This window comes from Streptomyces californicus, assembly GCF_000717645.1.
Lineage (GTDB): Bacteria > Actinomycetota > Actinomycetes > Streptomycetales > Streptomycetaceae > Streptomyces > Streptomyces californicus.
Genome location: NZ_JNZZ01000004.1, coordinates 87,957 through 108,550 on the forward strand (window position 1 = coordinate 87,957; position 20,594 = coordinate 108,550).

Sequence of the window (20,594 nt, forward strand, 5' to 3'; positions counted from 1 at the left end):
CCTGTCGCCCCCGCCCGGGCCGGTACGGCGAGGGCGGGGGGCCACCGCACGCGCGGTCACCTGTCGCGCAGGGACTCCGCGATGGCGGTCTCGGACGGGGCGAGTCGCGTCCCGCCGTCCTCGATCTCCCAGAGGGCGTTCTGCAGCAGCCGCCCCAGGGTCCAGCCGGCGGCCCGTGCCCGGTCCAGTCCGAGGGCCTCGGTGAGCAGGTCGAACCGGCGTCGCACCGTCCGCCGGGGCCCGCCGGGCGCGACGACGTCGTCCCATCTGCTGTTCAGGGCGGGCCACAGGTCGAAGCCCGGATCGCCGACGAGCGGTTCGGGGTCGATGGCGATCCACGGTTCCCGCTCCGCGGCGAGGACGTTGTCGTAGTGGAGGTCCCAGTGCAGCAACCGGTCCCCGGGGTCATCGGCCAGATCGGCGACGGCCGAGGCCCAGCCGCGAAGGATCTGCCGGTCGGCCGGGTCCACCAGGTCGGCGACCGCCTGCGGGACCTGCTCCAGCATCGCGGCGGCCACGTCGCCGAGACCGGGCAGCCCACCCGGCGCGGGGACCGCGACCAGCCGCGCGTGCAGGGCCGCGAGGACGCCCATCGCCGCGTCGTCGTCGTCGACCGAGGCCAGGGTGCGCGCGCCGTCCAGCCGTTCCAGCAGCACGCTGCTGCTCACGGGATCGTGGTCCAGCAGCCGGACCATCCCCTCGCCCTTCCAGGCGCGGAGCCCGATCAGCGCGGCGGTGGCCTCCTCCCGCCCCAACTGGAGCTTGAGAGCCGCCGGCGTGCCGTCGCGGCGCAGCACCGGCAGCACCAACGACGCCTGGCCGGACCAGAGGTCTCCGTCCCGCCGCAGCTCCCAGCGCTCCAGCACGTCCGCGGCGAGCGCCGGCAGTGCGGCGATCCACGCCCTCCCCTCCTCGCCGAAGCCGGTGGCGTACGAGGACACCAGCGGCGGCGGGATCTCGTCGGCGGCCAACGCGTCGGGTCCGTTCACCGGTTCAGCTCCTGGTCCTAGGGCCTGTCTGACGGTCGGCCGTCGCGTGCCAGTCGCGGCGGAGGAGGCCGAAGATCCAGGAGTCGGAGACCTCGCCGTTGACGACGCAGTCCTCGCGGAGGGTGCCTTCGCGGACGAAGCCGAGCTTCTCCAGGACCCGGGCGGACCCCACGTTACGGGTGTCGGTCTCGGCTTGGACGCGGTTGAGGTCCAGGGTGTCGTACGCCCACCCCAGGACGGCCCGCGCGGTCTCCGTGCCGTAGCCGTTGCCCCACGTGGCGGAGTCGAAGACGTAGCACAGGGACGCACTGCGGAAGTCCGGGTTCCAGTCGAACAGGCCGCACCAGCCGATGAACGAGCCGTCACAGACGCGTTCGACGGCCAGCCGCGCTCCCGAGCCCTCCTCCTCGATCCTCCGGCAGGTCGCGAGGAACTTCTGGAAGCGGGCCGGATCGGTCCACGGCGGGGAGTCCCAGTAGCGCAGCACGTGGGCGTCGCTCTGCAACGCGTAGAGCGGTTCCGCGTCGGCCTCGGTGAACGGCCGCAGGCGCAGGCGCTCGGTGTGCAACTCGGGGGTGGGCAGCGTCATGCGGGGCATCCTGCCGCGCGATGCCCGCCCCCGCCATCGGATTTACCCGGGGCCGGGTGTCACGGGTGGGACGACCGCCCGCGCCGACGGCTGGATGCCCGTCGCGCGACCGCCGTCCCGGCCCAGGGCCACCTCCACCACCGGGTGGCGGGCGCGGCGGCGTGGAGCGGCGGGCGCGAACCTCCACCACCGGGTGGCGGGCGCGGCGGCGTGGAGCGGCGGGCGCGAGTCGCTCGCCTCAGCCGGTGGCACCGCGCCGGGCGGCGGAAGCCGCCCCGGTCACGGTCCACAGGGCCGTCCCCCACAGGCTGAGAGCGGAGATCAGGCCCACGGTGAAACGGACGGCCCGGTCCGGCCCCTCCGCCAGCCACACGGCCCCGCCCGCCAGACCGGCAGCCACCAGCAGGGCGGCCGGCACGCGCAGCCGGGGCTGGCCGAACACGGCGGCGAGCGGGAGGAAGTGCAGCCCGACGACCAGAGCGATGAGCGGAGGAATGAGTACGGGCGCCCCCGCACGTGAGCACACCACGGCGATGACGATGATCACGAGCCACTGCAGACCGTTGATCTGGTTGAACCGGCGGCGTCGATCCGCGGGGAACGGTCCTCCCGCCGACGCCGGAAGAATCCGGCGTGCGGCGAGCATCAGCCCCACGGCGACCACGCAGCCGGCGCCTACCGCGACCACCCGGACCGCCCCGCCGAACGCGCTCGTGGCCAGCAGCCACCAGCCGAGACCGAACAACGCGAGGAAGCCCACCCCTGACTTGAACATGATCGGGAGCGTAGGCGAGGAATCGGCCGTTCCGCCCTGGCGTTCACGGGCGGAAAGGCAGAAGGGCGGAAGGTGCTGACCGGGCGATGACGAGGAGCGGGGCGGGCGGCAGCTCAGTCCCTCACGTCGTCGGCCCTTCCCTCCACTCGCCGACCCGCCGGTCCTCTCGTCAGTCCGCCCGCCGGCGCGGTGCCAGATCGTCCGGTACGTCCGGGGAGGCGAAGTGGAACGGTACGCCGAGGTGTTCGGCGAGCGCCCGGCCGGCCTCGGCGGCCGCCGCACCGGGCGGCGGGCCGTCGCGGCGGTGGAGGACCGTCGCCAGCCGGCTCTCCCCCTCCGGGGAGTCCAGGACGGCGATCAGGAGCACGAACCAGTCGTGCACGGTGTCGCCGTCCCAGATCGCCTCGACCGCCACCAACCGGCCCGGGGCGTCGGCGGCGCGGGCCGCGAGCGAGGGAAGGTCGAGCGGATCGGGCGGCGTGCGCCGCACCCGGTCGCCGAGCGCCTCGTACCGGGCGTGGACCGCCCGCTCGGCCTCGTGCAGCCCCACTCCGAGCGGACGCAGCGCCTCCCAGACCGCCTTGACCGCCGTCAGCCGCCGGTCCAGCAGCACGGCGGCGTCGACCTCCTGGCGGGTCCGCTCCTCCAAGAAGTCCCACCAGCGGCTCACTTGACCACCGGCCGGAACCGCGGGGCGTCCGGCACGGCACGCGGCCGTCCGGCCTGCCTCACCGCGCCGCGGCCGGTACCAGCTCCGCCACCACTTCCCCGCCCTCGTCCTCGCCGTTCGGCCGGAAGCCGAGCGAGGTGTACAGGTGCGCGGCGGCCTCGTTCTCCGGGGCGTACGAGAGGCGTACGGCGGTGCAGTCCTCGCGGGCGGAGAGCCAGGCGGCCAGGGTCCGCACGGCGGCGCGGCCGATGCCCGTGCCCTGGTGGGCGGCGTCGATCAGCATGCCGCCGATCCAGTACGAACCGTCCTCGTCCCGGGCCCACATGATGTGCCCGGTGACCTCCTCGCCCGCGAGCACGGCCAGCGAGTTCCAGTCGTCCTCGCGGCTGCTCAGCACCAGGTAGCGGGCGGCCAGGGCCGGTACCCAGTCGCGCTGGTCGTCGCGCGGCGCGCTGTCGGCGACGGCGCGCCAGTTGTCCGCGTCCACGGCGTGGAGGGTGACGGGGCGACCGGTCCTGTCGGTGTGTCCATGGTTGATCATCCGCGCAGACTAAGCGCCCCGCACCCTTCCCCACCAGGCGTTTACGGCTTCGCCATCGCCTGCTGGAAGCCCGTGTTCACCGCGAGGATGCCGCCGTCCACGCGCAGGGTCGTCCCGGTGATCCAGGCGGCGTCCGCGGAGGCGAGGAAGGCGACGGCGGCGGCGATGTCCTCGGGGGCGCCGACGCGGCCGAGCGGGTAGAGGGCGGCGGCCCGCTCCAACTCGGCGTCGCGGCCCGCCCAGGCGTCGGTGCGGACGGTGCCGGGGGCGACGAGGTTGACGCGTACGCCGCGTGGTCCCGCGTGGCCCGCCAGCGTACGGGTCAGGCTGGTCAGGCCCGCCTTGGCGGCGCTGTACCCGTGGCCGCCGAAGTCCTGTTCGCCGTTGACCGAGCCGATGGTGACGATCGCGCCCCGGCCCGAGGCGACCAGGTGCGGCAGGGCGGCGCGGGCGCAGCGGAACGGGCCGGAGAGGGTGATGTCGAGGGTGCGGTCCCACGCCTCGTCCGTCTCGTCCTCGAAGAGCGCGGTGTCCTCGCTCACCGCGTACGCGTTGTTGACCAGGACGTCGAGCCGGCCGAAGGTCGCGACCGCGTACGCCACCGCCGCCTCCACCGCCGCCCGGTCGGCCACGTCGCAGGCGAGGGAGTCGGCCGTGCCGCCCGCCTCGCGGATCGCCGCCGCCGTGCCCGACGCGCGCTCCGCGTCCAGGTCGGTGACGAGGACCGAGGCCCCTTCCGCCGCCAGGCGGTGGGCCGTCGCCGCGCCGATGCCCTGGCCGGCGGCGGTGATCAGGACGCTGTAGCCGTCGAAGCGGGCGGATTCCGGGGCGGGTTCAGGTGTCATAGCGCCGACCGTACTGCCCTGACCAGCGCCTGGGCACGGGGGTCGGCGGTGACTCCCTTCTGGAGCCCGTTGGTGACGTAGCCGAGCGCGACGCCCGACTCGGGGTCGGCGAACCCGAGCGAACCGCCGCGGCCGGGGTGGCCGAAGGAGCCGGGACCGAGCAGTGGGGAGGCCGGCCCGTGGAGCATGTACCCCAGTCCGAAACGGGTGTTGACGACGAGCACCCGGTCGGGGCCCGCCGACTCCTCGGTCCGGGCCAGGGTGAGCGTCGCGGGGGCGAACAGCCGGCGGTGGCCGTCGACGGGCCCGATCATCGCGGCGTAGCAGCGGGCCAGGCCCCGGGCGGTCGCGATGCCGCCGGAGGCGGGGAGTTCGGCGGCGCGGTAGGCGGGGTCGTTCTCGTCGGGGAACGGGTCGATCGCGCCGAACGCCCGGCGGGTGAGGGATTCCGGGTCCCGGTACGCCTCGACGACGGACCGCTTGGGGCGTACGCGCAGGCCGCCCGCGGCGGCGGTGGCCGCCGGGGGCTCCACCGGGCCGATGCGGCCGACGCGGTGGGCCTCGTCGGCGGGCAGCCCGAACCAGAAGTCGAGGCCGAGCGGGCGGGCGATCTCCTCGGCGATCCAACGGCCGATGGTGCGGCCGGTGGCGCGGCGGACCAGTTCGCCGATCAGCCAGCTGAAGGTCTGGGCGTGGTAGCCGTGATCGGTTCCGGGCTCCCAGTACGGGCGTTGGGCGGCGACGGCGGCCGGGCCCGAGACCCCGTCGGCGGCTTCGGCGGGGGTGAGGGCGGTGTCCAGGGCGGGGACCCCGGCCCGGTGCGCGAGGAGGTCGCGGACCAGGACGCGCTCCTTGCCGTTCGCCTTGAACTCCGGCCAGTAGGTGGAGACCGGTGCGTCCAGGTCGACCTGTCCGCGCTGGTGGAGCATGAGCGGGACGGCGGCGGCGATGCCCTTGCCGGCCGAGCGGACGATCTGGACGGTGTCGACGGCCCACGGCTCGGTGCCGTCGACGTCCCGCGTACCGGCCCACAGGTCGACGACCTTGTGTCCGTGGCGGTAGACGGCGACGGCCGCACCCCGCTCCCCGCGCTGCTCGAAGTTGCGGACGAACGCGTCCGCGACCGGTTCGTACCCGGGGGCCACCGTGCCGCGTACGTCCACGGCCGCCCGCTCCCCCGCGCCTCCGTCCGTGCCGTCCGCTTCCGCACCCGCCGTCGTGCTCACTCCCGCGCTCCCGCTCATCCCCCCATGGTGCACGCCCCGGTGGGGTGTTCGGGATGCGGGTCGCCCCGGCCGCCGGGTTGTCACGGTCCGTTCACGGTGGACGCGGCGGAGCGCGGAGACGTGCGGCGGAGCGCGGTGGAGCGCGGCGGGGGCGCGGCGCGGGCGTGAGCGGTGCAACAGGTACGCCGGCGCGTCCAGCGGGTACCCGTACAGGAGAGGAGCCTTCTCCGGGTACGTGGAAGGGGGCTCCGGTCTCCGGGGCCGCGTCGCCTCCGCCCCGGGTCGCACGCTGTCACGGTGTGCACACGCTCGCCGTGCCGTTCCCGCTGAATATGGGACATTAGAGGACAGAGCTACATATATAGGAGGAGCCGGCCATGTCCCCTGTGATCCACGAACACGCACGCGCCCGGCTCATCACCGACGGCCCGCTGACCCGGCCGGTCCCCGTCGAACTGCGCTACGACCCGGCCGACGAACGGCGCACCGTCCACATAGGACTGCCGGACGGCACCGACTGGGCCTTCGGCCGCGACCTGCTGGAACGCGGTCTCCTCACCCCGATCGAGCGCGGCGACGTCCGTGTCTGGCCGTGCGGCCGCACGCAGCTGATTGTGGAGCTGCACTCGACGGACGGGGTCGAGGTGTTCCAGTTCGAGATCCGGACGCTGATCCGCTTCCTCGCCCGCACCCGGGCCCAGTCGGGGGCCCCGGCCGCGGACGGCGGACGGAAGCCGCAGCCGCCGTCCCGCACCACCCCTCGCCCGGAGAGCGCGCGAACCGTCGCCGCACGCGCCGCGCACGGGCAGTACGACGGGACGTGACCCTGGCAGTACGGCGTGACGCGCCCCGGTCCCGCGTACGCGAGAAGCCCCCGTGCGGTGTGCCGCACGGGGGCTTCTCGCCGTGCCCCGGACCCCGTCCCCACAGGTGACCGGCGCTCCCGGAGCCGCGCTCCGCTCGGGCGCGGCCCCGGAGTTCGGTGGGCCTAGGGCCCGGGGGCGTCAGACGCGGGCGAGTTCGCGCTCGCCGCTCTCTCCGCCCTCGGAGCCGGACCCCTCGGTGAGCTGCTTCTGCAGCTTCTCGCCCTCCACGTCCACGTTGGGCAGCACCCGGTCCAGCCAGCGCGGCAGCCACCACGCCTTCCGGCCGAGCAGGGCCAGCACGGCGGGCACGATCGCCATGCGCACCACGAAGGCGTCGAAGAGGACGGCGACGGCCAGCGAGAAGCCGATCATCTTGACCATCTGCTCGGTGGAGCCGATGAAGCCGGAAAAGACCGCCATCATGATCACCGCGGCTGCCGTGACCACCCGTGCGCCGTGCTTGAAGCCGGTCACGATGGCCTGGCCGGGGGTCTCGCCGTGGACGTACGCCTCGCGCATCCGGGTCACGAGGAAGACCTCGTAGTCCATCGCGAGACCGAAGACCACACCGACCATGAAGATCGGCATCATGCTCATGATCGGACCGGTCTGCTCGACACCGAAGAGCGAGCCGAGCCAGCCCCACTGGAAGACCGCGACGACCGCACCGAGCGCGGCGACCACCGAGAGCAGGAAGCCCAGGGCCGCCTTCAGCGGGACGAGGATCGAGCGGAAGACCAGCATGAGCAGCAGGAAGGCCAGGCCGACGACGAGCGCCAGATAAGGCAGCAGCGCGTCGTTCATCTTCTGCGAGAAGTCGATGTTCATCGCGGTCGCGCCGGTGACCAGCACCTCGGCCCCGGTGTCGGCCCTGACGTCCTCGCCCGCGTCGCGGATGTCGTGGACGACCTCCTCCGTGGCGTGCGAGGACGGCCGGTCCTTCGGGATGACCGTGATGGTCGCGGTGTCGCCGGCCTTGTTGAAGACGGGCGGGACGACGGCGCTGACGCCGATCGACTCGATCTCCTCGGCGACCCGGCCGGCCGCGGCCTTCCCGTCCGAGCTGTTCCTGGTGTCGACGACGACCATCAGCGGACCGTTGAACCCGGGGCCGAAGCCGTCCGAGAGCATGTCGTACGCCTGGCGCTGCGTGGTCGACTTCGGCTGGGCGCCGTCGTCGGGCAGCCCCATCTCCAGCGAGGCGGCCGGTACGGCGATGACGCCGAGGCCGAGGACGCCGACGAGCATGACCCAGACCGGCTTGCGCAGCACGAACCGCGCCCAGCGGGTGCCCATGTTCGGCTTGGCGTCGGGGCTCTCCTCCTTCTCGGCGGCCGCGCGCGCCTTGCGGCCCATGATCCGCTTGCCCGCGAAGCCGAGGGCGGCGGGGACCAGGGTGAGCGCGATGAGCACCGCGATGGCCACGGTGCCGGCCGCGGCGAAGCCCATCTTCGTCAGCATCGGGATGTTGACGACGGCGAGGCCCACCAGAGCGATGACCACGGTCAGACCCGCGAAGACGACGGCCGATCCGGCCGTGCCGACGGCCCGCCCGGCGGCCTCCTCGCGCTCCCGGCCCTCGGCCAGTTCGGCGCGGTAGCGGGAGACGATGAAGAGGGCGTAGTCGATGCCGACCGCGAGGCCGATCATCATGGCGAGGATCGAGGTGGTGGAGCCCAGGTCCAGCACGTTGGCCAGCGCGGTGATCGTGGAGACCCCGATGCCGACCCCGACGAGCGCGGTCACCAGCGGGAGTCCGGCGGCGACCAGCGAGCCGAAGGTGATGACGAGGACGACCGCGGCGATGACGACACCGATGATCTCGGCGGTCCCGGTGTGCGGCATGACCTGGAGGGCGTCACCGCCGATCTCCACCTTCATCCCGCTCTTCTGCGCCTCCTTGCCCACGTCCTCCAGGGAGTCCCGGGTGGCGTCGGTCAGCTCCATGGAGCTGACCTTGTAGGAGACGGAGATGTACGCGGTCGAACCGTCCTGGCTCACCGCCTTCGCCTGGAACGGGTCGGCGACCTGCGCGATCTGCTGCGAGCCGGACTGCAGCTCCTTGACGATGCCGCTGATCTCGGCCTTGTTGGCGGGATCGGTCACCTTCTCCTTGCCGGGCGCCTGGAAGACGACCCGGGCGGTGGCGCCGTCGGCGCTCATCCCGGGATTGCGCTCTTCCAGCAGGTCGAAGGCGCGTTGCGCCTCCGTGCCGGGGATGGAGAAGGAGCTGGAGGTGGCGGTGGACGCGGTGGCAGCACCGATTCCGGCGACCGCCAGCAACGCCACCCAGATCAGGGCGACGAAGCCGCGGCGGCGGAAGGTGAGCCGTCCGAGCTTGTAGAGGAAAGTGGCCACGGGGGCGTACTCCCGGTCAGGTCGTGTGAGGGACAGCGGGCATGAGGAACCAGCCCGACGACGAGAGCGGCGTGTCAGGTGGAGCGTCGGGGAGAGGGCGGTACGGGTGGGGCGGGTGCGGGGACGTCAGACGCCGAGGGCGGGGAGGACCACGGCGTCCACGTAATCCATGAGGAACGCCTGGTCGACAGGACGGTCCTCGATCAGCTGCCGGGCGGCCAGCGCGCCGACCACCATGTGCGGGATGTACTTCAGCGCCGGGTTGTCCGGACGCAGCTCGCCCCGGTCCACCGCCCGTTGCAGCAACTGGTCGAAGCCGGTCATCTCCGGTTCGATCAGCAGCTCGCGCAGGGCTTTGAGCAGCTCGGGGTTGGCGTGGACGGCATGGCTCAGACCCCGCATCAGCGCGGCGTCCTTCTCCATCTGGCAGTCGTCGGTCCGGCTCAGCGCCGCACGGAAGTCCCCGCGCAGCGAACCGGTGTCGATGTCCGAGAGGTCACCCGGCTTGTCGTGGCGCAGCGCCCTCGCGACCAGCTCGGGCTTGGAGCCCCACTGGCGGTAGAGGGTCGCCTTGCTCGACCGGGTGCGGGCGGCGACGGCGTCCATGGTCAGGGCGTCGTAACCGACCTCGCGGAGCAGGTCGAGGACGGCCTCGTACAGCTCGCCCTCACGCTCGGGAGTCAGCCTGGTGCGTGCCATGTGCCGACCTCCTTCGCGCTCAACCGGCAGTACCGTCCGGCAGTTTCGCACAACAGCCCCGCTCAGCGCTGAACGAAACTGTTTCGTACAGCAGAACCGTACCTCCACCCTCCAGCGAAACGAAATCGTTTCGCTTGTGTCGTGCACCACAAGTTGCCCCCGGCCCCGCCCGCCGAAAACATGGGGAGGGTGAGTGACGACGTCGCGTATCTCCGCTTTCCCCACCTCCACCAGGACATGCTGTGCTTCGCGGCCGAGGACGACCTCTGGGTCGCCCCCCTCGCCGCCGCCGGGCACCGCCCCGGACGCGCCTGGCGGGTGACCGTCGACCGGACCCGGGTCAGCCACCCCCGGTTCTCGCCCGACGGCTCCTCCATCGCGTACACGTCCTGGCGCACCCTGGACCCCGAGATCCACCTCGCCCCGGTGGACGGCGGCCCGGCGCGCAGACTCACCCACTGGGGCTCGACGGACGCCCGGGTCTGCGGCTGGACCCCCGATCCGGGGGATGCGGCCCAGATCCTCGCCGTCTCCTCGCACAACCAGCCGTTCTCGTACTTCTCCTGGTCCTACAGCGTCCCCACCGACGGTGGCCCCGGCGGCAGGCTCCCCTGGGGCCCGGTCTCCGACATCGCGGTCGCCGACCTCGACGGCGAGCGCCGCACCCTGCTGCTCACCGGCACGCCCCCGCACGAACCGGCCGCCTGGAAGCGCTACCGGGGCGGGGCCACGGGCCGGCTGTGGCTGCACGGCGAACGGCTGCTCCCGGACATCGACGGCCATCTGGCCAACCCGATGTTCGTCGGCCGCCGCATCGCCTTCCTCTCCGACCACGAGGGCGTCGGCAACCTCTACTCCTGCCGGACGGACGGCACCGACCTGCGCCGCCACACCGACCACGACGCCTTCTACGCCCGCAACGCGTCCAGCGACGGCCACCGGGTGGTCTACCAGTGCGCGGGCGAGCTGTGGCTGGTGGAGGACCTGGAGGCGCCCGACGCCACCCCGCGCCGGCTGGAGGTACGCCTCGGGGGCCCGCGCACCGGCCGGCGCGTGCACCAGGTGTCCGCCGCCAGCAACGTCGACTCGCTCTCCGTGGACGAGACGGGCCGGGCCAGCGCCGTCACCGTACGCGGCAGCCTCTACTGGCTCACCCACCGCGACGGCCCCGCCCGCACCATCGCCGACACCCCGGGCGTACGGGTGCGGCTGCCGGAGATGCTCGGCAGCGGCGGGCGGGTCGCGTACGTCACCGACGCCGACGGGCCGGACGCGGTCGAGATCGCGTACCTGCCGCGCGCCAGCGGCGACCGCCCGCCGCGCAGGCTGGCCACCGGGCAGCTGGGCCGGGTCCAGGAGATGGTCGCCGACCCGGACGGGGAGCGCCTGGCGATCGCCTCCCACGACGGCCGGCTGCTGCTCCTGGACACGGGCGAGCCGGAGACCGCGCCGACCGGGGCGGAGGCATCGGAAGCGGCGGTGAAGGCCCCCAGCGGCTCGACCCGCGCCGACCTCCACGCGGCGACCGGCGCGCCCGTGCCCGACAGCGCCGCGCCGGTCGACGAGCACCCCGGGCTCACCGAGCTGATCCGCTCGGTCAACGGACCGGTCCGCGATCTGGCCTTCTCCCCCGACGGCGACTGGCTGACCTGGTCGCACCCGGGCGTCGGCCGCTCGCTGCGGCAGATCAAGCTGGCCCGGATCTCCGGGCCCGGCGCGCCGGTGATCGTGGACGTCACCAACGGCCGCTTCGAGGACGAGAACCCGGTCTTCACGGAGGACGGCCGCTATCTGGCGTTCCTGTCCTGGCGCGGCTTCGACCCGGTCTACGACGTCCACACCGGCGACCTGTCGTTCCCGCTGGGCTGCCGCCCGTACCTGGTCCCGCTCTCCTCGGCGACCCCCTCCCCCTTCGCGCTCTCCCCGGACGGGCGTCCGGCGGCGGGCGGCCTGGACCCGGTGGACGTACCGGCCACGGGGGTGTCGGAGGGGTCCACGGTCATGGTCGAGTTCGAGGGGCTGGAGAGCCGGGTGACACCGTTCCCGGTCTCCGCCTCCAAGTACTCCGCCCTCGCCCCGGTGAGCGGCGGCGGGCTGGTCTGGCTGCGCTGGCCGATCTCGGGGGCGCTGGGCGAGACGTTCGCCAACCCGGCCGACATGTCCGGGCGGCCGACCCTGGAGCACTTCAACATCGCGAAGGCCCGCAGGACCGAACTGGTCGACCACCTCGACTGGTTCGCGGTCAGCGGCGACTCCTCGCGGCTGGTGGTGATGGACGACGGCGAGCTGCGCGCCGTCCCCGCGACCGAGCCCGGCGACGGCGACACCACGGTCTACCTCGACCTGCGCCGCATCCTGCACGAGGTGGACCCGGGGGCGGAGTGGCGCCAGGCGTACGGGGAGGCGGGCCGGATCATCCGCGACTTCTTCTGGGAGCCGGACATGTGCGGCATCGACTGGGCCGGGGTGCTGGACCAGTACCGCCCGCTGGTCGAACGGGTCGCGTCCCCGGACGAGTTCGCGGACCTGCTGCGCGAGGTGCTGGGCGAGCTGGGCACCTCGCACGCGTACGTCTCCCCGGCCCGCCGCAACGAGGGCCCGCCGCACTACCAGCGGGCGATCGGCCTGCTCGGGGCCAACCTGGTCTGCCGGGACGGCGCGTGGACCGTGCAGCGCATCCTGCCCGGCGACTCCTCGGACTCCAAGGCGCGGTCGCCGCTGGCGGGCACGGGGATCAGGGAGGGCGCGGTCCTCACCCACGTCGACGGCCGGCCGGTGGACCCGGTGGCCGGGCCGTACCCGCTGCTGTCGGCGGCGGGCGGAACGACGGTGGAGCTGACGTTCTCCCCGGCGGGCGGGGGGCCCTCGCGCCGGGTGGCGATCATGCCGCTGGTGGACGAGCGGCCGCTGCGCTACCAGGACTGGGTGGCCAAACGCCGTGACGTCGTACGGGAGTTGAGCGGCGGCAAGTGCGGCTACCTGCACATCCCGGACCTGGGCGGCTCCGGCTGGGCCCAGTTCAACCGGGACCTGCGCCTGGAGGTGGCGCGGCCCGCGCTGATCGTGGACGTACGGGGCAACGCGGGCGGCCACATCAGCGAGCTGGTCGTGGAGAAGCTGACCCGCACGATCCTCGGCTGGGACCTGACGCGCAACGCGCAGGCGGTGAGCTACGCCTCGAACGCGCCGCGCGGCCCGGTGGTCGCGCTGGCCGACGAGGCGACCTCCTCGGACGGCGACATGATCACCGCCGCGTTCCGGCTGCTGAAGCTGGGCCCCGTGGTGGGCCAGCGCACCTGGGGCGGCGTGGTCGGCATGACCGGCCGCCACCGGCTGGGCGACGGCACGTCGATCACGGTGCCGATGAACGCGGCCTGGTTCGACACGTACGGCTGGTCGGTGGAGAACCACGGCGTCGAACCGGACGTGGAGGCCCTGCGCACCCCCCTGGACTGGGCGGAGGGCCGCTACGCGGTCCTGGACGACGCGGTCCGCCTGGCCCTGGAGCTTCTCGCCGCCCACCCGGCGGCGACCCCTCCGACGTACGCCACGGCCCCGAACCTGAGCAGACCGCCGCTGCCGCCGCGGTAGGGCGGGGTCTCGACCTCCGCCCCGCCCGGCGGGAGGGCAGGCCGTCCGCGACCGTCGCATCGCACTCGGGCTCTCCCAGGCCGAATCGGCCCTGCCACGCGGCATCCGTCCGGCGGCCGGTGGCGGCGTCGCGGGGCACACATGACGGAGGCGCACCCGGACAACCGGGTGCGCCTCCTGACGCGACGCGTGCGCACGCGGGACCGCGGCGCGCACGGGTCACACCTCGGCGACCGTCAACGGTCGAAGCGCTCGCGCGCCCGGTCCGCCGCCTCCTGGGCGCGGTCCTTCATGTCCGAGGAGTCCGGCTTCCGGTCGCCGCCCTGGGAGGCACGGTCCTTGGCCTCGCCCTTGCCCTGGCCGGCCTTCTGCTTGGCCTGGTCGGCGAGCTCCTGCGCCTTGTCCTTGAACTGGTCTGCGATACCCATGCCGTTCACTCCTGTGGGATGCGTGGGGTACGTACGAGGACGGCCCCGGTGGGGCCGTGCCCAGCCTCGCACGCACCGACATACCGCGCATGTCGGGCCATTACCCACCGTGACGCACGGCCCGGACGCCCCACCGCGTACGGCGGGGCCGCCCCGCTACGCGCTGTCCGCGCGCTCCGCCCGCGCGTTCTGGTCCGCCGCGCCCCCGGCCCCCACCAGCCCCTTGGACACGGTGTGCAGGCGCGGTTCGAACCGCCGCATCTCGCGCGGACCGCCGACCGCGATGACCGACGGGAGGTAGCCGCGGACCGACTGCATCCCGCGCAGCCACCACTGGGCGTACACGTGCGGGGAGCGCCGGGCGATGCCGTCCACGATCCGGTCGACGGCCGGGCCGAGCGGGTACGTGCGGTTCATCGGCCACGGCAGGCGCTGCCGCAACTCGCGCATCACGTCGTCCTGGTCGGCTCCGCGCACCATGTCGGTGTCGGTCCAGGAGAGGTAGCCGACGCCGACCTTCACGCCCTTGTATCCGACCTCGGCGCGCAGGCTGTGGGCGAACGCCTCCACCCCCGACTTGGACGCGCAGTACGCGGTCATCATCGGGGCCGGGGTGATCGCGGCCAGCGACGCTATCTGCAGGAAGTAGCCGCGGCTCTCCATCAGCACCGGCAGGAACGCCCGCCCGGTGACCGCGCCGCCGATGAGGTTGACCTCGATGACCCGCCGCCAGGCGTCCGGGTCGGAGTCGGCGAAGGGGCCGCCGGCCGCGACGCCCGCGTTGGCGACGACCACGTCCACCTTGCCGAAGCGCTGCTTGACCTCGCGGGCGACCTGGGCCATCGCCTCGTGGTCGGTGACGTCGGCGAACCAGTGGTCGCTCTCGCCGTGCAGCCGCTCGGAGACCTGCTTCAGCTCGTCCGGCTCCAGGCCGACGAGCGCCAGCGTCGCGCCGCGTGCGGACAGCTTGCGGGCCAGCAGTTCGCCCACGCCCCGGGCCGCGCCGGTGACGACGACGACCTGGCCCTCCAGACTCCGCTTGCCGCTCATGCGACATCCTCCTTCTCGGCCGTGGCGGCCTTCCCCTGTCCGGCCGTCCCCCGCGCGCCCGCTCCCTCGGCGACGTACCGGGTGACCAGCTCCCTGATCTTCGCGGTGACGGCCTCCGGGGCCTCCACCGGTGTCATGTGGCCCATGCCCGCCAGCTCGGTCAGCCCGAGGTCGACCGGCAGGGCGTCCGCGATGGCCCGTGCGTGGACCGGCGGGGTCAGCCGGTCGTCCGTGCCGGCGATCACCGCCGTCGGCACCCGCAACTCCCGTACGCCCGCCGCGAGATCCAGCTCCGCGAGCACATGGCCCCATGCCACCCGGGCGCGGCGCGGGCAGGCGTGCACGATCCGGGCGCAGGCGTCGACCCGGTCCGGAGCCGAGCCGGCCCCCATCGTCGCGTACTTGAGGACCTTCTTCGTCACGGGGTTGACCGGGCCGAGCGGCGCCTTGGCGCCCAGGACGGCGGTGGTGATCCGGGTCCGCAGCGCGCCCGCGCGGATCGGGACGACCAGCGCCTCGGCGGTCAGCCGCGTACTGCCGGTGGAGCAGAGGAGGACGGCGGCCGCGTGTTCGCGCAGCGCGGGCCGGGCGGCGGCGGCCATCACGGTCATCCCGCCCATGGAGTGCCCCGCGATCACCGCCTTGCGGCCCGGGTCGAGCGTCGCGGTGAGGACGGCTTCGAGGTCGTCGGCCAGCGCGTTCGTGCTGTAGCCGCCGGGGCCCGGTTCGGGGCTGAGCCCGTGGCCGCGCTGGTCGTAGGCGATGACCCGGTGGTCGACGGCCAGGTCGCGGATCTGGGCGTCCCAGAAGCGGGTGTTGCAGGTCCAGCCGTGGGCGAGGACCACCGCCGGGGCGCCCTCGGGGCCGTGCAGTTCGACGTGGACGCGCTCCCCGTCGGCGGACCGTACGGCCAGTTCGGCGTCGGGCACCGGCGGCACGCTGTAGCGGTGCAGGAGGCGGCTCATCGCGCGGCCTCCTCGGCGACCGGTCCCGCGTCCGACGCGGCGGTCACGGTCTCGCGGTCGGTGCGGCCGGGCTGCTCGGGCACGCGCCCGCTCCCGCCGCCCCGCGGCGCGCCGCCCGCGCCGCCGGCCCGGACGACGTCGTACTCCGCGAGGTCCACCGACCGGGTCTGCCGCCGGAACTCGCCCGTGGTGCCCGGCCAGACCGTGGTGTTGCGGCCCTCCGCGTCCAGGTACCAGCTGGTGCAGCCGCCGGTGTTCCACACGGTGCGCTTCATCCGCTGCTGGACCTTGTCGTTCCAGGCGGTGACCGAGGCGTCCCGGGCGTCGAGCGCGGCGCGGCCGCCCAGGACGTTCAACTGCCGCAGGTAGTCGGCCATGTAGTTCAGCTGGGACTCGATCATCAGGATCATGGAGGAGTTGCCGAGCCCGGTGTTCGGGCCGATGATCGTCATCCAGTTGGGGAACCCGGCGGCGGTCGCGCCGCGCAGCGAGTTCATCCCGTCCTTCCAGGTCTCGGCGAGGGTGATGCCCTCGGTGCCGACGACCCGTTCCGCGATCGGCATGTCCGTCACGTGGAACCCGGTGCCGAAGATGATCGCGTCGACCTCGGCCTCGCTCCCGTCGGCGCCGACCACCGTGGAGCCGCGGACCTCGGTGAGCCCGGCGGCGACCACGTCCACATTGGGCTTCGCGAGCGCCGGGTAGTAGGCGTTGGAGAGCAGGATGCGCTTGCAGCCGATGCGGTAGTTCGGGGTCAGCTTGGCCCGCAGCACCGGGTCCTTGATGGCCCGCGCCATGTTGGACTTGGCCAGCTTCTCCACCAGGCCGAGCTGCTGGGGGTGCTTGGTGAAGGCGCTGACCTGCAGCTCGCGGATGCCCCACAGCAGTCCGCGGCGCGCGGTGCCGGTGACGGGGACGGCCCGGTGCAGGGCGCGCTCGGCCTTGCCGATGGCGCGGTCCATGCGCGGCATGACCCAGGGCGGGGTGCGCTGGAAGAGGGTGAGCTTGGCGGTCTTCGGCTGGATCGCCGGGACGATCTGGATCGCGGAGGCGCCGGTGCCGACCATCGCGACGCGCTTGCCGGCCAGGTCGTAGTCGTGGTCCCAGCGCGCGGAGTGGAAGACCTTGCCGGGGAAGGAGTCGAGCCCGGGTATGTCCGGCGTCTTGGGGTCGGAGAGCGGCCCGGTCGCGGAGACGACGACATCGGCGCGCAGGATCGATCCGTCAGCGCCCTCGATCACCCAGTACAGGTTCTCCTTGTCCCACGTCATCAGCTTCACCTCGTGGTTCAGCCGGATGTGCGGACGGAGCCCGAAGTTGTCGGCGACGCTCTCCAGGTAGGCCCGGATGTGCTCCTGGCCGGAGAAGGTGCGGGGCCAGTCGGGGTTGGGCGCGAACGAGAAGGAGTAGAGGTGGGACGGTACGTCGCAGGCGCAGCCGGGATAGCTGTTGTCGCGCCAGGTGCCGCCCACCGATCCGGCCCTCTCCAGGACGACGAAATCGGTGATGCCTTCGCGGCGCAGCCGGACAGCGGCCCCCAGGCCCCCGAATCCGGTTCCGATCACCGCCACACGTACGTGTTCCTGCTGGGCCATGCTGCCGCCTCCCGCGGTACGTCACGCCACCCTGCCAGCAATCACTGGCATGGTTCGGAGAGTAGAGCAGGACCGTACTGATGGGTAGGGGGCGGACCGAGGAAAGTTACCGGCGGTACAACATAGGGTGCCCCTGTGGCTGAAGGACGCGAGCACCGCGAATACCGCATGGAGGAGCTGGCCCGGGCAGCGGGCATCACCGTGCGGACCCTGCGCTTCTACCGCGAGCGCGGGCTGATCCCGCCGCCGCGCCGGGAGGGCCGTATCGCCTGGTACGACGACCACCATCTCGCCCGCCTGCGGACCATCACCGGCCTGCTGGAGCGCGGCCACACGCTCAACGGCATCGCGGACCTGGCCGCCACCTTCGAGAGCGGCCGCGACGTCGCCGAGGTGCTGGGCCTGGGCGAGCCGACCGAGGAGACCCCGGTCCGCCTCACCCCGGAGCAGCTCGCGGACTACTTCGAGGGCGAGGTCACCCCGGAGAACCTCGCCACCGCTCTGGACCTCGGGTACCTCGCCACGGACGGCGACGAGATCGTGCACATCAGCCGCCGCCTCCTGGAGGTGTCGGCCGAGCTGGTACGGGAAGGGGTGCCGCTGTCCACGGTGCTCTCCTCGGGCCGCCGCGTCCGCGAGCACGCCGACGCGCTCGCGGAGATCTTCGTACGCGTACTGCATGCCCATACGAAGGAGACCGAACCGGCCCAACTCCGGCCACTGGCCCGCGCGGTGGTGGACGCGGAGCTGTCGATGGCCCTGGACCGGAGGCTACGGCGCGAGGACGGCACACAGCCCCCGAAGACGTGAGCGCGGGCGCGCGTACGCACGCCTCACGAGTTCCGGCGCACGGACTCCCGCACGCCGACCCCACGAGCCCCGGACCCGCCCGCGCACGACCCGCGCGGGACACGGCCCGCGCGGACCTACCGCTCGTAGACGACCGTGACGGGCGCGTGGTCGCTCCAGCGCTCGCCGTGCGTGGCCGCCCGCTCGACCCACGCCTTCACCGCGCGCCCGGCCAGCCCCGGGGTGGCCATCTGGTAGTCGATGCGCCAGCCGGTGTCGTTGTCGAAGGCGCGCCCCCGGTAGGACCACCAGCTGTACGGCCCCTCGACGTCCGGGTGGAGCGACCGGACGACGTCGACGTACGCGGCCTCGTCCAGCACCCGGGTCAGCCAGGCGCGCTCCTCGGGGAGGAAGCCGGAGCTCTTGCGGTTGGCCTTCCAGTTCTTGAGGTCGGCCTCCTGGTGGGCGATGTTCCAGTCGCCGCAGACCACGACCTCGCGACCGTCCGCCGCGGCGCGCGCCTTGAGTCCCTGGAGGTAGGGCAGGAAGGCCGCCATGAAGCGCTCCTTCTCGTCCTGGCGCTCGGTGCCGACCTCGCCGGAGGGCAGGTACAGGCTCGCGACGGTGACGCCGGGGAGGTCGATCTCCACGTACCGGCCGCTCGCGTCGAACTCCTCCGCCCCGGGCGCCCCGTGACCGCCGAAGCCGATCTGGACCCGCTCGGGAGCCTGCCGCGAGTAGAGCGAGACGCCGGCCCGGCCCTTGGCTGCGGCGGGCGCGTGGACGGTGTGCCACCCCTCGGGGTCACCGACCCCCTCGGGCAGCTGGGCGAGCTCGGCCCGCACTTCCTGGAGGCAGATCACATCGGCGTCGGTCCCCGCCAGCCACTCGACGAAGCCTTTTTTGGCGGCGGCGCGAAGTCCGTTTACATTCGCGGAGGTAACGGTCAGCATCCGTAAACAGTACCTACACATCCCTGCGCACAGATATACGATACCCAGCATGCTTATTCACCCTCGGGCGTTCGACCACCCCGACGCCGTCAAACTCAACGACCAGGTGCAGCTCGAATACGCCGAGCGCTACGGCGACGAGGGCGATGTCACACCGCTCGACCCCACGATGTTCACGCCCCCGCACGGTCTGTACCTGATCGCCTACGACGAGCGCGAGCGCCCGGTGGCGACCGGCGGCTGGCGCACCCAGAACCGCAACGACCAGGGCTACTGGGACGGCGACGCCGAGATCAAGCGGATGTTCGTGATCCCCGAGGGGCGCGGCAGGGGGCTGGCCCGGCGGATGCTGGCCGCCCTGGAGGAGGACGCCCGCGCCGCCGGCCGGGTCCGCATGGTTCTGGAGACCGGCGACCAGCAGCCGGAGGCCGTCGCGCTGTACACGTCGAGCGGCTACGCGGTGTGCGAGAAGTTCGGCCACTACCGGGAGTACGAAAGCAGCATCTGCATGTCCAAGCCGCTGCGCGCCCCCGGCGCCTGACCCGGCGCGCGGGAGCCGCGTCCCGTAGGCCGGGGTGCGCGGGGCGTGGCAGCGCGGCCCACGCACCGGGGGTACGGGCCGCGGAGACGGGTCACAGCTTGTACATCTTGCCCCGCCAGGTCCACCCCGCGCCGAGGACCGCCTTCTGCAGGGCGCCCTTCATCACCCGCGAGTCGAACCGGTAGACCTTGACCCGGCGGCGGTGTCCGTCGGCGTCCCGCTCGTACTCCCACTCCCATATGACGGTGGTCAGCTGCCCCCGGCCGTAGGCCCGCGAGGTCGCCAGCCGGGGGGTGTCCCCGAGCCAGGTGACCTGCCACTCCTCGTCCAGGCTGCGCACCTCGTGCTTCTCGGGGTCCAGGAGCATCCGGGTCTTCATCAGCCGGTCCACCTGCGTCCGGACGAAATAGGACCGCCAGGCGGGCTCCAGCACCCGCCACTCGGCGACCAGATCGCCCTTCTCCGTCGGCAAGGCATGCCGTACGCGAAAGGGCTTCTCCGCCCCGTTGACCGCGAACAGCGCGGCCCGGACCTCCTCGGCCGGGAGCGGCGCGACGCCGCTCTCGGGGTACTTGGTCCCGGTCATCCGGTCCCTGAAACGGCTCATGGCGATATCCCTGTCCCAGTGTCCGGGCGGACCGAGCGCACGAACTCCTGGAAGTCCCCGACCACTCCGTCGTGCCGTTCCTCGTCCGCGGTCAGGGCGAGCCGAACGACCGCCCGTCTGTGCGGGTCCGCCACGTCCACCAGACACAGATAGACCTGGGACTGGACGAGCTCGCGGCGCACACCGCCGACGGTTCCCCAGAAGGTGAGCCGCTGCGCCAGCGCGGGCACCTCCGCCGACCCGGCCTCACGGCGATCAGCCACCACCACGGATGCGGCGACCTCGCGCAGCCTCTCCACCGAGGCGTCGGCGGCGTCGGCAAGGGACGTCGTCTCCGGCAGGTGCGCGCCGTCGACAGTGATGTTGGGAGAGAACCCGTCCGGCCGTGGAAGTACAGCCGCAAAGGCCACGCCCGCGGCTTCGTCCGCCCCGGAGAGAGCGGGTTCCCACCCCTCCGGGAGACGGAACGCGATGGGCACCGGCAACGTCACGGACATCAAGCGCCTCCTTCCAAGGA

Annotated in this window: 20 protein-coding genes; 4 read left to right on the top strand and 16 right to left on the bottom strand. The window is 73.0% G+C overall.

The window, feature by feature from the left end:
- Positions 1-56 precede the first annotated feature (56 nt).
- The 7 genes from IF19_RS0107035 to IF19_RS0107065 all read right to left on the bottom strand — a co-directional run bounded on the left by IF19_RS0107035 (position 57) and on the right by IF19_RS0107065 (position 5,572).
- A complete protein-coding gene (locus tag IF19_RS0107035) occupies positions 57-971 on the bottom strand; it encodes an aminoglycoside phosphotransferase family protein (protein WP_063751481.1) in 915 nt (304 codons plus the stop codon).
- A gap of 22 nt (positions 972-993) precedes the next feature.
- The gene (locus IF19_RS0107040) at positions 994-1,578 is read right to left on the bottom strand and encodes a GNAT family N-acetyltransferase (RefSeq protein WP_030115555.1); all 585 of its coding nucleotides are present in this window, start codon (positions 1,576-1,578) and stop codon (positions 994-996) included.
- A 238-nt stretch (positions 1,579-1,816) separates the two neighbouring features.
- Positions 1,817-2,353 (bottom strand): hypothetical protein, encoded by a 537-nt coding sequence (locus IF19_RS0107045; RefSeq protein ID WP_030119731.1) that lies wholly within the window; start codon positions 2,351-2,353, stop codon positions 1,817-1,819.
- A gap of 169 nt (positions 2,354-2,522) precedes the next feature.
- The gene (locus IF19_RS0107050) at positions 2,523-3,023 is read right to left on the bottom strand and encodes a hypothetical protein (protein ID WP_030276190.1); all 501 of its coding nucleotides are present in this window, start codon (positions 3,021-3,023) and stop codon (positions 2,523-2,525) included.
- A gap of 58 nt (positions 3,024-3,081) precedes the next feature.
- Positions 3,082-3,564: a GNAT family N-acetyltransferase gene (locus IF19_RS0107055; protein ID WP_030115558.1), complete on the bottom strand. Its 483-nt coding sequence runs from the start codon at positions 3,562-3,564 to the stop codon at positions 3,082-3,084.
- Positions 3,565-3,605: 41 nt separating this feature from the next.
- Entirely contained in the window at positions 3,606-4,409 is an 804-nt protein-coding gene (locus tag IF19_RS0107060; protein ID WP_030119730.1) for an SDR family NAD(P)-dependent oxidoreductase, read from the bottom strand.
- The gene (locus IF19_RS0107065) at positions 4,406-5,572 is read right to left on the bottom strand and encodes a serine hydrolase domain-containing protein (protein ID WP_030115561.1); all 1,167 of its coding nucleotides are present in this window, start codon (positions 5,570-5,572) and stop codon (positions 4,406-4,408) included. Before IF19_RS0107065 ends, IF19_RS0107060 begins: the two co-directional genes overlap by 4 nt.
- Positions 5,573-6,012: 440 nt before the next feature.
- Between IF19_RS0107065 and IF19_RS0107070 the strand changes: the two genes are divergently transcribed.
- Positions 6,013-6,459, top strand: a complete 447-nt coding sequence (locus tag IF19_RS0107070; RefSeq protein ID WP_030192219.1) for an SsgA family sporulation/cell division regulator — start codon at positions 6,013-6,015, stop codon at positions 6,457-6,459.
- A gap of 180 nt (positions 6,460-6,639) precedes the next feature.
- Here the strand turns inward: IF19_RS0107070 and IF19_RS0107075 are convergent, their stop codons facing one another.
- Together IF19_RS0107075 and IF19_RS0107080 are read right to left on the bottom strand one after the other, a co-directional pair.
- Positions 6,640-8,859, bottom strand: a complete 2,220-nt coding sequence (locus IF19_RS0107075) for an MMPL family transporter (protein WP_030115563.1) — start codon at positions 8,857-8,859, stop codon at positions 6,640-6,642.
- A 126-nt stretch (positions 8,860-8,985) separates the two neighbouring features.
- Positions 8,986-9,558: a TetR/AcrR family transcriptional regulator gene (locus tag IF19_RS0107080; RefSeq protein ID WP_030115564.1), complete on the bottom strand. Its 573-nt coding sequence runs from the start codon at positions 9,556-9,558 to the stop codon at positions 8,986-8,988.
- Between the two features lie 189 nt (positions 9,559-9,747).
- Between IF19_RS0107080 and IF19_RS0107085 the strand changes: the two genes are divergently transcribed.
- On the top strand, positions 9,748-13,149 hold the full coding sequence (locus tag IF19_RS0107085; protein ID WP_030276192.1) for a S41 family peptidase: 3,402 nt from the start codon (positions 9,748-9,750) through the stop codon (positions 13,147-13,149).
- 236 nt (positions 13,150-13,385) lie between these two features.
- Here IF19_RS0107085 and IF19_RS0107090 read toward each other — a convergent pair whose 3' ends face one another.
- The 4 genes from IF19_RS0107090 to IF19_RS0107105 form a co-directional block, all read right to left on the bottom strand.
- A complete protein-coding gene (locus tag IF19_RS0107090) occupies positions 13,386-13,577 on the bottom strand; it encodes a hypothetical protein (RefSeq protein ID WP_030115567.1) in 192 nt (63 codons plus the stop codon).
- Between the two features lie 156 nt (positions 13,578-13,733).
- The gene (locus IF19_RS0107095) at positions 13,734-14,627 is read right to left on the bottom strand and encodes an SDR family oxidoreductase (protein WP_030192223.1); all 894 of its coding nucleotides are present in this window, start codon (positions 14,625-14,627) and stop codon (positions 13,734-13,736) included.
- The gene (locus IF19_RS0107100) at positions 14,624-15,592 is read right to left on the bottom strand and encodes an alpha/beta fold hydrolase (RefSeq protein ID WP_030115570.1); all 969 of its coding nucleotides are present in this window, start codon (positions 15,590-15,592) and stop codon (positions 14,624-14,626) included. The genes IF19_RS0107095 and IF19_RS0107100 overlap by 4 nt, the downstream gene beginning before the upstream one ends.
- Positions 15,589-17,187: a flavin-containing monooxygenase gene (locus IF19_RS0107105; protein WP_030115571.1), complete on the bottom strand. Its 1,599-nt coding sequence runs from the start codon at positions 17,185-17,187 to the stop codon at positions 15,589-15,591. The genes IF19_RS0107100 and IF19_RS0107105 overlap by 4 nt, the downstream gene beginning before the upstream one ends.
- Before the next feature lie 168 nt (positions 17,188-17,355).
- Here IF19_RS0107105 and IF19_RS0107110 point away from each other — a divergent pair, with 168 nt between their 5' ends.
- Entirely contained in the window at positions 17,356-17,997 is a 642-nt protein-coding gene (locus IF19_RS0107110) for a MerR family transcriptional regulator (protein ID WP_030115572.1), read from the top strand.
- A gap of 116 nt (positions 17,998-18,113) precedes the next feature.
- Here IF19_RS0107110 and IF19_RS0107115 read toward each other — a convergent pair whose 3' ends face one another.
- Positions 18,114-18,929: an exodeoxyribonuclease III gene (locus tag IF19_RS0107115; protein ID WP_030115573.1), complete on the bottom strand. Its 816-nt coding sequence runs from the start codon at positions 18,927-18,929 to the stop codon at positions 18,114-18,116.
- A gap of 49 nt (positions 18,930-18,978) precedes the next feature.
- Here IF19_RS0107115 and IF19_RS0107120 point away from each other — a divergent pair, with 49 nt between their 5' ends.
- A complete protein-coding gene (locus tag IF19_RS0107120) occupies positions 18,979-19,470 on the top strand; it encodes a GNAT family N-acetyltransferase (protein WP_030115574.1) in 492 nt (163 codons plus the stop codon).
- A 91-nt stretch (positions 19,471-19,561) separates the two neighbouring features.
- Here the strand turns inward: IF19_RS0107120 and IF19_RS0107125 are convergent, their stop codons facing one another.
- On the bottom strand, positions 19,562-20,077 hold the full coding sequence (locus IF19_RS0107125) for a hypothetical protein (RefSeq protein WP_030115575.1): 516 nt from the start codon (positions 20,075-20,077) through the stop codon (positions 19,562-19,564).
- Positions 20,074-20,574, bottom strand: a complete 501-nt coding sequence (locus IF19_RS0107130; RefSeq protein WP_030115576.1) for a hypothetical protein — start codon at positions 20,572-20,574, stop codon at positions 20,074-20,076. The genes IF19_RS0107125 and IF19_RS0107130 overlap by 4 nt, the downstream gene beginning before the upstream one ends.
- Positions 20,575-20,594: the final 20 nt, after the last annotated feature.